General features: G+C 41.5%; 13 protein-coding genes. 11 read left to right on the top strand and 2 right to left on the bottom strand.

Translation table 11 applies throughout. From position 1 onward, the window contains the following. Nucleotides 1–109: 109 nt before the first annotated feature. The 7 genes from KR50_RS14930 to topB all read left to right on the top strand — a co-directional run bounded on the left by KR50_RS14930 (nt 110) and on the right by topB (nt 7,303). Nucleotides 110–1,042: an ABC transporter ATP-binding protein gene (locus KR50_RS14930; RefSeq protein ID WP_041060525.1), complete on the top strand. Its 933-nt coding sequence runs from the start codon at nt 110–112 to the stop codon at nt 1,040–1,042. A gap of 13 nt (nt 1,043–1,055) precedes the next feature. After that, nucleotides 1,056–2,318, top strand: coding sequence for an ABC transporter permease (locus KR50_RS14925; protein WP_041060523.1), 1,263 nt, complete (start codon nt 1,056–1,058; stop codon nt 2,316–2,318). Next, nucleotides 2,315–3,430: an ABC transporter permease gene (locus tag KR50_RS14920; RefSeq protein WP_041060522.1), complete on the top strand. Its 1,116-nt coding sequence runs from the start codon at nt 2,315–2,317 to the stop codon at nt 3,428–3,430. Before KR50_RS14925 ends, KR50_RS14920 begins: the two co-directional genes overlap by 4 nt. A 63-nt stretch (nt 3,431–3,493) precedes the next feature. Further along, entirely contained in the window at nt 3,494–3,934 is a 441-nt protein-coding gene (locus KR50_RS14915) for a site-2 protease family protein (RefSeq protein ID WP_041060520.1), read from the top strand. 69 nt (nt 3,935–4,003) lie between these two features. Continuing rightward, nucleotides 4,004–4,435 (top strand): DUF948 domain-containing protein, encoded by a 432-nt coding sequence (locus KR50_RS14910; protein ID WP_041060518.1) that lies wholly within the window; start codon nt 4,004–4,006, stop codon nt 4,433–4,435. 142 nt (nt 4,436–4,577) lie between these two features. After that, the gene (locus tag KR50_RS14905) at nt 4,578–4,946 is read left to right on the top strand and encodes a DUF948 domain-containing protein (protein ID WP_052477148.1); all 369 of its coding nucleotides are present in this window, start codon (nt 4,578–4,580) and stop codon (nt 4,944–4,946) included. A 227-nt stretch (nt 4,947–5,173) separates the two neighbouring features. Continuing rightward, nucleotides 5,174–7,303, top strand: a complete 2,130-nt coding sequence (gene topB, locus KR50_RS14900) for a type IA DNA topoisomerase (RefSeq protein WP_041060515.1) — start codon at nt 5,174–5,176, stop codon at nt 7,301–7,303. Between the two features lie 17 nt (nt 7,304–7,320). Here topB and KR50_RS14895 read toward each other — a convergent pair whose 3' ends face one another. Both KR50_RS14895 and KR50_RS14890 read right to left on the bottom strand, forming a co-directional pair. Continuing rightward, entirely contained in the window at nt 7,321–8,808 is a 1,488-nt protein-coding gene (locus KR50_RS14895; RefSeq protein ID WP_198134262.1) for a potassium/proton antiporter, read from the bottom strand. Between the two features lie 21 nt (nt 8,809–8,829). After that, the gene (locus tag KR50_RS14890) at nt 8,830–9,360 is read right to left on the bottom strand and encodes a gamma carbonic anhydrase (RefSeq protein ID WP_041060513.1); all 531 of its coding nucleotides are present in this window, start codon (nt 9,358–9,360) and stop codon (nt 8,830–8,832) included. A 158-nt stretch (nt 9,361–9,518) separates the two neighbouring features. On the opposite strand from KR50_RS14890, the gene KR50_RS14885 reads away from it, so the two are divergent. From KR50_RS14885 to KR50_RS14870, 4 genes are all read left to right on the top strand, one after another. Next, entirely contained in the window at nt 9,519–10,322 is an 804-nt protein-coding gene (locus KR50_RS14885; RefSeq protein WP_041060511.1) for an alpha/beta fold hydrolase, read from the top strand. Between the two features lie 42 nt (nt 10,323–10,364). Continuing rightward, nucleotides 10,365–11,426 (top strand): tetraprenyl-beta-curcumene synthase family protein, encoded by a 1,062-nt coding sequence (locus tag KR50_RS14880; RefSeq protein WP_041060576.1) that lies wholly within the window; start codon nt 10,365–10,367, stop codon nt 11,424–11,426. A gap of 185 nt (nt 11,427–11,611) precedes the next feature. After that, a complete protein-coding gene (gene htpX, locus KR50_RS14875; RefSeq protein ID WP_041060509.1) occupies nt 11,612–12,517 on the top strand; it encodes a protease HtpX in 906 nt (301 codons plus the stop codon). Between the two features lie 177 nt (nt 12,518–12,694). After that, on the top strand, nt 12,695–13,696 hold the full coding sequence (locus KR50_RS14870; RefSeq protein WP_041060506.1) for an LLM class flavin-dependent oxidoreductase: 1,002 nt from the start codon (nt 12,695–12,697) through the stop codon (nt 13,694–13,696). Nucleotides 13,697–13,815: the final 119 nt, after the last annotated feature.

Genomic DNA, 13,815 nt, shown 5'->3' with positions numbered 1-13,815 from the left:
TTTCTATATTTAAATGACGCAGGTCACTTCAACAGAAAAAACTTATGACCTCAGCCACTTTTATCTACTTTGGCTGGAGCATAAGCTAAATGAACAGGAGGGTGAGGAAATGCTTGAATTAATTAACTTGTCTAAGAAGTTTAAACAGGTTCATGCTGTAGAAAATTTAAATATGTTTATTGAAAAAGGGGAGATTATCGGACTGCTTGGTCCTAATGGTGCTGGAAAATCCACCGCTATTACCATGCTTTCTTCTCTGGTAGAACCTTCCTCAGGTGATGTGAAATTCAATGGAAAAAGCATTCTGAAAAACCCTGCACAATTAAGGAATATTGTAGGAATGGTTCCACAGGATATCGCCTTATACAGTGATTTAACTGCTGAAGAGAATCTTCAATTTTTCGGAAGAATTTATAAAATCAAAGGTGTCGAATTAAAAAGAAAAATCGATGAAGTATTAAAGCTCATTGGTCTGACGGACAGACGCAAAGATGTTGTGAAGAAGTATTCGGGAGGAATGAAGCGGCGGCTGAATATCGGTGTAGCTCTTTTACATGAGCCCGAGTTTCTTATTATGGACGAACCGACAGTGGGCATTGATCCCCAGTCGAGAAACTATATTCTTGAAACGGTCAAACGTCTGAACAGGGAGAAGCAGATCACGATTCTTTACACGAGTCATTACATGGAGGAAGTAGAATTTTTATGTGACAGAATCTACATTATGGATCAAGGAAATCTAATTGCTTCCGGCACAAAAGATGAAATTAAAAGCATCCTGTCTGCAGAAAAAGTGATCTCAATTAAAGCTGACAATATGAATGATGCATTTATAGGCAGTTTAAAAGAAAATCCTCTTGTTAACCGCATGGTGGTCAGTGAAAAAGAAGTAACCATTATGGCAGGAAAAGAAGTGAATATTTTCTCCCCCCTTATCAAAATGGCGGAAGATTCACAGTTGGATTTGCATTCTCTAGACATTAAAACTCCTACCTTGGAAGACGTTTTTCTCCATCTGACCGGAAGAGCATTAAGAGATTAGAGGTGAAGCTCACATGATATGGCAATTTATAAAGAAGCAAGGCTTGCTTTTATGGAGAAATCCGATGCAGCTGCTGTTAGTAGTCGGACTTCCAATTGTGTTGATCACAATTTTAGGGACGGCTCTGGGAGGAACCATGAATGGAGAACCTCCAAAAATCAATTTAAAAGTTGCATTGATTGAGCACGAAGATGAAGAAAAACAAATAAACCGGTTTATTGAAGATTTTTCAGATGAACTTCCCCCTGAAATGATTGAAAGCATTCAGAAGGGTGAAGAGTTCAGGTTTATTCAAACATTAAAGGATACGGTCTTTGGTCATGAGGACATCAAAGCATTTATTGATTTTCAGGAAATGGATTTAAAGGATAAAGATCAAATCCTCAATGATTCAACCTATACATCAGTAATTGAAGTTCCAGAGCATTTCACCTATGAAATGTTAGAAGGAATCCTGACTAATCAAAACAATCAGCCAGCGCTTCTTGTGCTGAACAATGAGGGCAGCCAGGTTGGAGCGAAAATAGTGAATGATATTCTCGTACAATATCAGGACAAGATTGGCCTTACAAATTTCCTGGCAGCCAATCATTTAGATCCAAGCATCCTGCAATCCACAGAGGAGATGCGTTTTAGTGAAACAGTCTCCATCAATCAAAGTCAACCCGTCACATCTAAAGAGTATTACACAGTGGGAATGGCTGTAATGAATGTGTTGTTTGTCGCTTCCACCATAGGGACATTTGCTTTTATTGAGAGAAAGATCTTTGTATTTAACAGGATCATACTCGCAAATGTCACCCGATGGATTTACTTTAGCGCTGTCTGTCTTTCAGGTACTCTTTTTTCATTTTTCCATCTGCTGATCGTATTTGGATTTGCCTGGGTATTTTTTGATGTATCCTGGGCGAACATACCACTCTTTATACTCGTTTCATCGGCTTTTGCCATTTCAGTGGGGGGAATCGCTGCTTTATTGACAGCCATAAGCTACCGTTTTAAATCAGAAGTCGTTACGAGTTTCTTTTCAAGTATTTTAGTTACCATTATGGCGGTTTTAGGGGGAAGTTTTTTTCCATTAGGAGATTCTTCTGTGTTACTTCAAACACTCGGCAATTTTACACCGAACGGAGCTGGAATGTCTGCATATTTAGCCGTTTTGCGCGGAGATGAATTAGAGGCAATCAGCGGGCATCTTATTTTTCTTGTCTGTTTTGGTTTTGCCGCCATCGCAGCTGCGGCTGTCAGTTTTCCAAAAAGGGGGGCAAATATATGATTGGTATTTTGCTGGCAAGGATAAGATTGTTTATTCGCAAGCCGCTTACGTTTGTTATTTTTACCGGGATGTCGATTGGTTTTGCACTCGTTTTGGGAGGATCAGGAGGTCCTGCAACTGTTCAGGTCCCGCTTTATGCTGAAGACCAAGAGGTGCAAAATTCATTTATTGGAAACGCATTGGTGGAAAATGAGACCTATTCATTTGACTGGACATCAAAAGCGGAACTGGAAGAAATAATAACGAACGGAAAAGCAGAAGCAGGTGCCATCTTAACAAATGATGGCTATCAGCTTATTGTAGGCGTCGATTCCCCGAATGCAGCATTAATTGAAAATACATTATCAGATTTGTATCGAAAGCAGCATCTGGAAGAGGAAATCATGACTTCATCAGGATTAGAAAATCAGGCTGATCAGGAAGAGCTGCTGAATGAACTAAGGCTCTCTCAAGAATCACCCGTTTTCTCCATTTCAAACAGCCATTTTAGAGGAACAAACACCTGGATGTATGACAGCACGTTTCAAACCTTGTTTGGTTTCACTCTCTTCTTCGTTATTTACACAATTGCTTATAATGTGCTGCCTATTTTAATAGAAAAGAAAGATGGAATATGGGACCGCATTATTTTATCACCGGTAAAAAAATGGGAGATGTATACGGCAAATTTACTGTACACCTTTTTTGAAGGATACCTGCAGGTTGTGATCATTTTTCTAATTTTCCGTTACTGGGTGGGAGTGGACTTTAACGGCCGGTTCATCGAGGCTCTTTTGTTCGTAATCCCCTATGTATTTGCGATTGTTGCCATGTCAATCTTTCTGACCGCGCTTGTAAAAACGACTCAGCAATTTAATGCCGTGATTCCTATTCTTGCAATCAGTATGGCCATGATCGGCGGTGCTTACTGGCCGATCGAGATAGTAGAATCAGAATTCCTGCTGGCTTTATCTAAAATTAACCCACTCACCTATGGGATGGAAATTTTAAATGGGATTGCGGTATACGGTTTTCAAGTGGAAGAATTGCTTTTTCCAATTAGCATTCTGGTCATAATGGGCGTTGTCATGATGGGGCTCGGCATTCATTTAATGGAGAAACGACACGTTTAACAGCTGGCAGTGCCGATGGATCTTTAAAGTGAATCACTAACGAACGTAAAGGAGAGCATACCTTTGGACTTTTTAATGAACTTTGTAATTATTGCTTTATTTATTTTTCCATTTATTGCATTGATTCACGAATCAGGCCACGCTTTTTTTATAAAAATTTTTGGCGGAAAGATAAGTGAATTTGCCATAGGAATTGGTGATGTATTATGGAACAAAAACACGTTTGTTATAAATAAAGCTTATTTTGCAGGAGGAAGGGTGGTTACTGCAACGGATAATTTATTTAGTAAAAGTCAAAAAATATTTATCCTATTAGGCGGGGTCATCTTTAACCTTATTTCTGCCCTGGCACTAGATTTGTACACAGGTTACGACTTTTTTGTTTTTCGAAATTATTTAGATAGTTTTATTTTTGTGTCCTATTTAAATGTGTTTATTAATCTCATTCCGTTTACCACGATAAACGGAAAGAGTGATGGTAAAAAGCTGGTTGAACTTATATAGGCCGTCTGCAAGAGAAGGAATATAGGGCCGCGCCTGTACATAAAGTAATGGAAAGAGAGGTGAAGCCTGATGATTATGAAAATCAGTGCAGCCGGTGCATCAGCTGCTTTTATCTGTTTGGCTGCTAAATTAATTCAAACCCTTGGGGTGACTCAGCTTACACTCGCAGAAGTGAAAAACAGCATTAACAGTTTGACAAAGGAATCACAAAAATTGATTCAATCTGCAGAACAGGCAACTGTGGATATCCAAAGTAAAGTTAAACTGCTGGATCCTTTGTTAGAATCAGCGAAGGATGTAGGCGAAGTGGTTCACAGCGTCACGGATAAAGTTAAACAGGCTGGAATGGCAAAGAATATAGTGACTGAAGCTTCAGTAAATAATCCTCAGTCTGGTAAATCGTTTCCTTTAAGTTCAGACATTTACACACCAAGCCATGAACCAAACGTAAATCTCATCAGTTCAACACCTACAGGCGGCGTGAAGATAAAAATCAAGTAATTTATTAAACTTCTTTCCGGAAGAATGGGAAGGAGTTTTTTTATTTTAGAGATAGTAACAAAACATAGTAAGAGGAGGTGCCTGAGAAAGGAATATCTATCAGGCTTGTACATAAACTAATGAAAAAGGGAGGGTTTCATTTATGACGATTGAATACAGTGTTGCCGCTATTGCTATCGCCTTCATGTGGCTTGTTGTCTTTGTAATCAGATTGCTTCAGAAGGGAATGGTGACGCTTGGTGAAACCAACCGCACCTTAGTTGAGGTGAGAAATGCGGTACATGGCCTGACACAAGAATCCAGCAAGCTGATCAACACAGCCAATCAGGTAACAGTCGATGCCAAACACAAAATGCGGACAGTCGATCCTCTGATGGAATCAGTCCAGGATGTGGGGGAAGTGATCCATAACATTACAAACTCAGTAAAACAGGCCACCAACTCTCGAAATAATGGAGCGCCGCCTCGTACAAATAGAACGCCAGCCAATCCCAAGAGGAATATTCGGTAAAAAGAGGCTTCTGCGTTTTACCTGACACCTGCAAACCCATAAAGGAATATCCCTGCGAATACGTTTCTTGTTCGTGAGGATATTCCTTTTCGTTTTCTGCTGAAGGCTGTCTTTACTATTTCTAGCGATATCCTGCATGAAGTGATACACTATATTTCTACTATCCTACCATCGCATAATCCTCGTTTACGCCAGCGATTACTTAATACATATAGGGGGACATCCCGGTGACAACCGTTATACTCGCTGAAAAACCATCGCAGGCTAAAAGCTATGCGGAGGCTTTTTCAAAAGCAAAAAAACAAAGTGGCTATTTTGAAATAGAAGATTCAATGTTTACAGGGAAAGTGTTTATCACCTGGGGATTTGGTCATTTGGTCTCTCTTCAGGAGCCCCACAAATATAAGCCCGAATGGAAAAAGTGGAAGCTGGACCTGCTGCCGATTATGCCGGACACCTTCCGTTTTACAGTTCCTTTTAATAAAAGAGAGCAATTTAACGTCATCAGTAAGCTTCTTAAGGAAGCAAGTGAGATTATTGTCGCAACGGATTCCGACCGTGAGGGGGAAAATATTGCCAGATCGATCATCACACATGCAGGAATGGCACATAAGCCTACAAAACGATTATGGATTAATTCTCTCGAGAAAGAAGCCATTCGAAGCGGCTTTCAATCCTTAAGAGAGGGAAGTGACTATCTTCCTTTGTATATGGAAGCACAAACGCGGCAGATCAGCGATTGGCTGGTTGGCATGAATTTATCGAGGCTTTACACGCTGCTGCTTCAAAAAAAGGGAGTAGATGGTCCGTTTAGCGTCGGAAGAGTTCAAACACCTACGCTGTACATGATCTGGCAGCGCCACCATGAAATCGAGCATTTTAAACCTGAGCCGTACTGGGATCTTTTCGCTGATGTGAATACGGAGGAAGGTAAATTTACTGCTAAGCATGACAAACGCTTTACTAAAGAAGATCAAGCGTATCAGAAGCTGCAGGATCACCGCATCAATCCAGGTGAGCCGACGCAAAGCAGGATTTCAAAAGCAGAAAAAAAGAAGAAAAAAATGCAGGCGCCTAGTCTTCATAGCTTGTCGTCGCTTCAAGCCAATATGAATCGCCGTTTTAAATACAGTCCATCTGCCGTTTTACAAACGGTTCAGGATTTATACGAAAAGAAAATCGTCTCGTATCCAAGGACAGACTGCACGTTTATAACAAAAAATGAGTTTAACTATCTTCATCATCAGCTCGATAAAATGAAGGACGCGGCTGGAGCCCATTTTGAAACCTCTTACAGCCGGCCGAGACCGAAATACGTTCAGGACAGCAAGGTGCAGGAGCACTATGCCATCATTCCGACAAAGAAAGTGCTGACTGCCGACAAAATTAAGGGACTGGGACCTAAAGAACGAAATATTTATACAGAAATTCTGCGCAGTGTGCTTGCTATGTTTCATGATGATTATCATTATGAAGAAACGAAAATCGAAGTCTCGGTTAATGAACTGATATTTAAAGCAAGCGGCAAGGTGGAACTGAAAAAGGGATGGAAATCATTATTTGGTGAAGAGAAATCTCCAAAAGATCAGGATGAACAAAAGCTGCCTGCAGTCAACCAGGGCCAGGAGGTACAGTCGGTAGTTATGCCGAAAGAAGGGATAACGAAGCCGCCAAAACCCTATACGGAAGGTCAATTGATTACAATGATGAAAACAGCGGGAAAAACAGTTGAAGACGAAAAGGCTCAGGCCATCTTAAAGGAAACAGAAGGCATCGGCACTGAAGCAACTCGTGCTGCGATCATCGAAACCTTAAAAAAGCAGGGTTACATAACGATTACAAAAAATATAGTGACCGTCACGCAAAAAGGCATCACTTTATGTCAGGTTATTGAGGGCACCTTGTTAAGCAGTCCGGAAATGACCGCTAAATGGGAAGCCTACCTGAAAAAAATCGGGCAGCAGCAGGGAAGTCAGCAAGCATTTATTGAAAACATACAGAAGTTTATTACTCATCTTTTAGAAGCTGCACCAAAAACGATCGATGAGAAACCCCTCATAAAAACAGAAAAAACGATGGGTGCAAAGAAAGTTGTGATCGAGTGCCCAGCCTGCAAAAAAGGAAACATCGCCGACAGAGGGAAGTTTTACGGCTGTACGGACTACAAGAACGGCTGTAAACAAACATTTCCTAAAGTTCTGCTTGGGAAGCGGCTTTCCCCGAATCAAATTAAAGCATTATGTGAAAAGGGAAAGACAGCACCTCTGAAAGGGTTTAAAAGCATAAAGGGCGGTCGATTTAATGCTGCACTGCTTTTTAAGGACGGAAAAATTGAATTTGAATTTGTAAAGAAGTAAAAAGGCCATAGATCCGCTTATGCGGTTCCAGGCCTTTTTTTCGTTTCCATCATTTTAAATATTTTTTCTTTATGTTTACTTGCCACAAGGATGTATAGAAAATCTCCTGCGAGTACTTCTGTTTCTCCATAAGGCGTAATGAGTTCTTCATCTCGAACCATGGCACTGATCGTCACTTCGTTTGGCAGATCCAGTTCATGAAGCTTTTTTCCAACAAAAGCAGAATCTTGATTGGTTTGAAATTGTACCATTTCTGCATTTGCCTTCCCAATAGAGATCAATTCGATCGAGTGGTGAGGTGTATCTTTTTTAGGACCGGTCAGCTTCAATTTCTTTGCTACATATGAAATGGTAGAACCTTGAAGCAATGTAGAAGTTAAAACGATGAAAAAGACGACATTAAAAAACAGCTGTCCTTTCTCGATTCCCGCTACAACCGGAAAAGTTGCGAGTACGATTGGCACCGCACCCCTTAAACCCGCCCAGGATAAAAACAGTTTTTCTTTATTCGAGTAGTTCATTCCAATGGTGGATAAATAAACAGCTATCGGCCTGGCCACAAAAATAAGAACAACAGACAAGAGCAGCCCATTTAAAATAATATTCATAGTAAACACTTGAGCAGGAAAGACGAGCAAACCAAGGATAATAAACATCAGAATCTGAGACATCCAAGCGAATCCTTCATTAAATTGAAAAATAGAATAGCGGTATGTCAGCTCCGAATTTCCAATCACCAAAGCGGCTACATACACTGCCAAAAATCCGCTGCCCCCGGCGACCTGCGTCACGCTGTAGGAAAGCAGAGCAAAAGCAAGAGAAAATATGGGATATAATCCACTTGAGTCCAGTTTGATGCGATTGATAGAAACAGAGGCAATTTTACCGAGTATCAGTCCAAAAGCAAGACCCAGCCCCATTTGCCAGAAGAAAGAAGGAATGAGTCCCCAGATTGTACTTCCATCGATCAAAATCAATTCTATAAAAGCAAGAGTAAGAAATACGGCCATCGGGTCATTCGTACCCGATTCAGCTTCAAGTGTGGCACCCATTTTCGCTTTAATATTTCGTTCCTTTAATACAGCAAAAACAGCAGCTGCATCTGTAGACCCGACGATTGCCCCAAATAGGAGCCCTTCTAGGAGGGTAACATCAAACAGGAGGTACGCAATATACCCAACGATGCCTGAAGTAAGCAATACACCAAACGTTGCAAGAGACAATGAAGGCAATGCGACAGAACGGACAGTCGCCCATTTTGTCTGCATACCGCCTTCAAACAAAATAATAATCAGTGCCATGATTCCGATCAGTTGAGCAGTATTCATATTATCAAAATAAACAATTCCCAGTCCGTCGCTTCCAATGATCATTCCAACCAAAATAAACAAAACAAGCGAAGGGAGTCCTAATTTGTTGGAGAATTTTGCTACAATGACCCCGCAAATAAGCAAAAGTCCTCCTAACAGGACAAATGAATCAATTCCAAATGACTCAATAAACATTTTATTCCCCCTCTTGGTACCTTATCGTTTTTTTCTTTGTTTTTCTTCTTCCTCTTTATAAAGGATAGCCTTTTCTGCATATTCGCGGCTGATTCGTTCCATATCCTGTACATCTGCATGAGTTAAGCTGCGGATTACTTTTGCAGGTCGTCCGAATGCAAGCGTGTTTGGGGGAATCTTTTTTCCTTGTGAAACCAGACTGCCGGCTCCTATAAATGCCCCTTCACCGATTTCAGCACCGTCTAAAATGATCGAGCCCATTCCAATCAGGGCTTTCTTTTTGATTGTGCAGCTATGCAGGATAACCTGATGGCCAATGGTGACTTCGTCTTCAAGAATAAGCGGAGTGTTGGGACTTTGATGGAGGATGGAGTGATCTTGAATGTTTACTTTTTGCCCGATTACGGTAGGAGAAACATCTCCTCTGATGGTTGTGCCAAACCAGACACTCGAGTGTGCCCCGATCGTCACATCTCCTGAAATCGTAGCATTCCCTGCAATATAAGCAGAGGGATCAATAAGCGGATAATGATCTTTATATGGCAGGATCATGATATTGCTCCTTCTATGTAAAAAATTTATGGTATAGTGTATTTTATCACAATATGATTCTCTTTGTGTGTGAATACGCTTGGGGCATGAGCACAGACAGGCCCGTTTTGTAAGCTTTATAGCGTGCAAACTGACAAGCAGGTATGGGGGAATACTTCATGTGGAAATGGGAAACAGACGAAATCGCTCAAGGAGTGATCGTGATCATACACGGTGAACTTGAGCATCATGCCAGATACGGCTGGCTCATTGAAATGTGGCGGTCAAAAGGCTACCACGTCATCATGGGTGATCTCCCGGGACAGGGAATGGCAAAGCGAACAGCAAGGGGGCATATTGACTCCTTTAATCAATATATAGAAGAAGTAAGACGGTGGCTCGAGGCATCTTATCAGTTTGATCTGCCGGTGTTTATCCTTGGCCATGGAATGGGCGGGCTGATTGCTGTCCGTCTCCTGCAAACATTGCATGTTGAAACGGCAGGGCTTATTTTATCATCACCAACATTCGCGCTTAAGCATACTCCGTCTAAAGTGAGCCATTTATTCTCAAGCGGATTAAATAAATTGGCGCCGGAACATAAATTTAATTTTGATTTTCCTATAGACAAAGCAACCCGAAATAAGGAAATAATTGAAATAGATAAAGAAGATCCTATTTATGTAAACCGTGTTTCTGTACGCTGGTATCGGGAATTATTAATGGCAATGAAGCAAGTGCCACTGGAAAATCAATCCTTCCCTCAAATTCCTATTCTTCTGATGCAGGGAGGAGAAGATTATTTAGTCGAAATTGCAGTAGCAAAAAAATGGTTCCGTGATTTGGATTTGCTGGAAATGCATTACAAAGAGTGGCCGCAATGTTATCATGAACTTTATAATGAACCTGAGAGAGATGAAATTTTTGCTTATACCGAATCCTTCACACGAAACAGACTTCGCAATATAGGATATGATGTTTAAGAAGAGGTGATTGAAGTGGTGCCTGCTGAACCGTTCTTTTTAATGAATCAAGTTTATCGAAAAGTTTTCCCTGCTGTTCATATGCAGTTGAATGGATGGAAAGATCAAGCGCGTCGTATTCCGAATCAGGAACTTCGCAAACAGGCAATGGCCAGTCTCGAACAAAAAGCCTTTCACTGTGAAGGCGGAGGAATTATGGCGCTGCTTTCTTTGAAGCACAGGGATGAAGCCATACGTTTTATCGTGGCCTATCAAACGATTAGTGATTACCTTGACAATTTATGCGACCGCAGCACTTCTCTTGATCCGGAGGATTTTTCCTGTTTGCATGAGGCAATGGAAGATGCCCTGACTGTCGGTGCCCCTCTGCGTAATTATTACCGCTGCCGCAAACAGCAGGACGACGGAGGCTATCTCGGTGCACTGGTCTTAACTTGTCAGGACGTACTGAGTCAATTAAGCACTTACACCGAAATTAAGGCCGAGCTTCTTGAGTTGTCGAGATACTATTGTGATTTACAAATACATAAACATGTATGTGAGGAAGAAAGAGAACCTCGTCTCAAGCGATGGTTTGAAGACCATAATGAAAGATTTCCGGAAATGCAGTGGTATGAGTTTTCAGCGTGTACAGGCTCGACCTTGGGCATCTTTTGCTTAGTATCCTACGCATGTCGGGAAGATTTTCAATCATCTTTTGCAGCCGTCATTCGAAATGGCTATTTTCCGTACATACAGGGTCTCCACATTCTCCTGGATTATTTAATCGACCAGGAAGAAGACTTGGAAGAGGGAGATTTAAACTTTTGTTTTTACTATCCTGATCATCAGTCTTTATTTGATCGTCTTCAGCATTTTGTTCAAGAAGCAGACCGCCATACGAATCAGCTTCCTCACAGACGATTCCATCAATTAATTAACCGCGGGCTTCTTGGGGTTTACCTTTCAGATGAAAAAGTAAACAAACAAAAGAATGTGAGACAGCTTGCAAGAAAAATAATTCGAGCAAGCGGACCTGTCAGTTATTTCTTTTATTTGAATGGCAGAATGTACCGAAATGTACAAAAATGGATGCCTGTTGGAATGGCACCTAAACGTTTATAAAAATATTATGTAAAGCATTCCGCTTGCTGGCGTAATTTAAGTATCTCATCTGGCACCCATCAGACAGATATGTCGAAATTGCGAAAACATAACAAAATCAGCTCAGTTCACTAGTGTTCTCATTCTCTTTTTCTCTTTAAACATGATAAAATAAACATAGAAACTACTAATTTGGAGGCGTATAAATGGGAAAAAGGACCTTACTTCTTATTGCAACAAATATTCTCGTTATGATTACGATCTTTGTTGTATGGACGGTGATTGCCAATTTCACCGGCATCGGCACGTCATTTGTCACGAGTTCAGACAGCATTAATTTCATTTCAATTGGCGTATTCAGTTTAATTGTCGGTTTTGCAGGATCTTTTATCTCACTCGCGATGTCACGCTGGATTGCTAAGAAAATGATGAAAGTGAAAGTCTTGGACCCGGATGGTCAGCTTTCTGTTCAGGAGCGGGACATAGTTGAAAAGGTGCATCGTTTATCTCGTGCAGCCGGATTAACTCATATGCCGGAAGTCGGAATTTATGCTTCACCCGAAGTGAATGCTTTTGCTACAGGCCCTTCTAAAAAGAAATCCTTAGTTGCAGTATCTCAAGGTCTGTTAACCAATATGGATGATGATGCTGTTGAAGGCGTCATAGCGCACGAGGTAGCTCACGTAGCTAATGGAGACATGGTCACAATGACATTGCTTCAAGGGGTTGTAAATACATTTGTTGTGTTTTTCTCAAGAATTGTTGCGATCCTTGTTTCACGTCTTGTTCGTGAGGAACTGGCATGGATCGTTCAATTTGCTGCAGTCATCGTATTTCAGATTCTGTTTTCGATTCTCGGCAGCCTTGTTGTCAGTGCGTACTCCCGCCATCGTGAGTATCATGCAGACAGAGGCGGCGGCGACCTTGCAGGTAATGATAAAATGGCGCATGCCCTTCGTTCACTTAAAGCGTATGCAGACCGTGCACAAGTAAAAGATTATACAGATGATACAGCTGTTCAAACCATGAAAATCAGTGGAAAAGGCGGATTGAAGCTTTTCTCAACACACCCTGATTTAGATGATCGAATTGCCAGATTAGAAAGAAGATAATAGATGAAAACCTGATGAGCTTTAACCGTTCATCGGGTTTTTTTGTCTTAAAAAGGAACATTCCCCTATGAATCAACTTTTTCAATACCTTAGAAGGAATCAAATTCAACCGTAAGCACATGATTCGACTTTTCTTTACTGGTTTAGAATAATAAAGGTATAAAGGAGTGAAGCGATATGACATTAACATTAAGTATACTTGATCAGTCTGCGATATCAGAAGGCAGTTCAGCAGAAGAAGGGTTAAGACAGACGGTTGAGCTTGCTCAAAGAGCGGATCAATGGGGTTTTCACCGGTTCTGGGTATCGGAGCATCATGATGCCGCTACTTTAGCTGGTTCATCACCGGAAATATTGATTTCTCATCTTGCTGCCAAAACAGATCGTATCCGTCTTGGTTCAGGCGGGGTGATGCTGCCGCATTACAGTGCGTATAAAGTAGCGGAAAATTTCAAGGTGCTCGCAGGACTGGCACCGGGCAGGATTGATGCAGGCATCGGGCGTGCACCAGGAGGAATGCCGCGGGCGTCTTATGCTTTAGGTGAGGGCAAGCCAAGAGATGTTCACCGGTATCCGGAACAAATCGATGAACTTTTGCATTACTTGCACGATGATCTTCCGGAAAGTCATCCCTATTACGGATTAAAAGCAACACCCGTTACGGGGACAACGCCTGATGTATGGGTGCTAGGATCAAGTCCGTCGTCTGCTTTAACGGCGGCTCAAAAAGGCCTTCCTTATACATTTGCTCTTTTTATCAATGGAGAGGGAGGACCGCAATATATGAACCAATACCTGCGGCGTTTTACTCCATCAGCTTATTATCAAGAGCCTCAGAATAATGTATCAGTGTTCACTGTTTGCGGGGAAACCATGGAGGATGCTGAACGGATCGTATCCAGTCTTGATTTATCCATGATCATGCTTGAACAGGGCATGCCTTCAAATGGAACACCAAGTCCTGAAAAAGCACGAAATTATTCTTATTCATCCTATGAACAGTCGCGTGTTCTTCAAAATCGAAATCGGATGGTCGTAGGGGATATAGATCATGTTGAGCGGGAGCTTCACCGGATCAGTGAGGAATATCAGACGAACGAGATCATGCTGACAACCATTGCATACGATTTTCAAGATAAGCTGAAGTCCTTTGAACGTATTGCAGAAAGAATGTTGTAAGTAGTAAGAGGAGATTCCGGGTACAAAAGTTTCCTGATAAATGGGACCGGTTCATTTCCGTTTCAGGCGTACGCTTTCCGCGGGGCGGGAGGTGAGCCAGCTAGATGCTGCCGCATCTT

This window comes from Jeotgalibacillus campisalis (genome assembly GCF_000829515.1).
Lineage (GTDB): Bacteria > Bacillota > Bacilli > Bacillales > Jeotgalibacillaceae > Jeotgalibacillus > Jeotgalibacillus campisalis.
The sequence above is the reverse complement of the archived record's forward strand: the minus strand, read 5'-3'. Positions and strand labels throughout refer to the sequence as shown.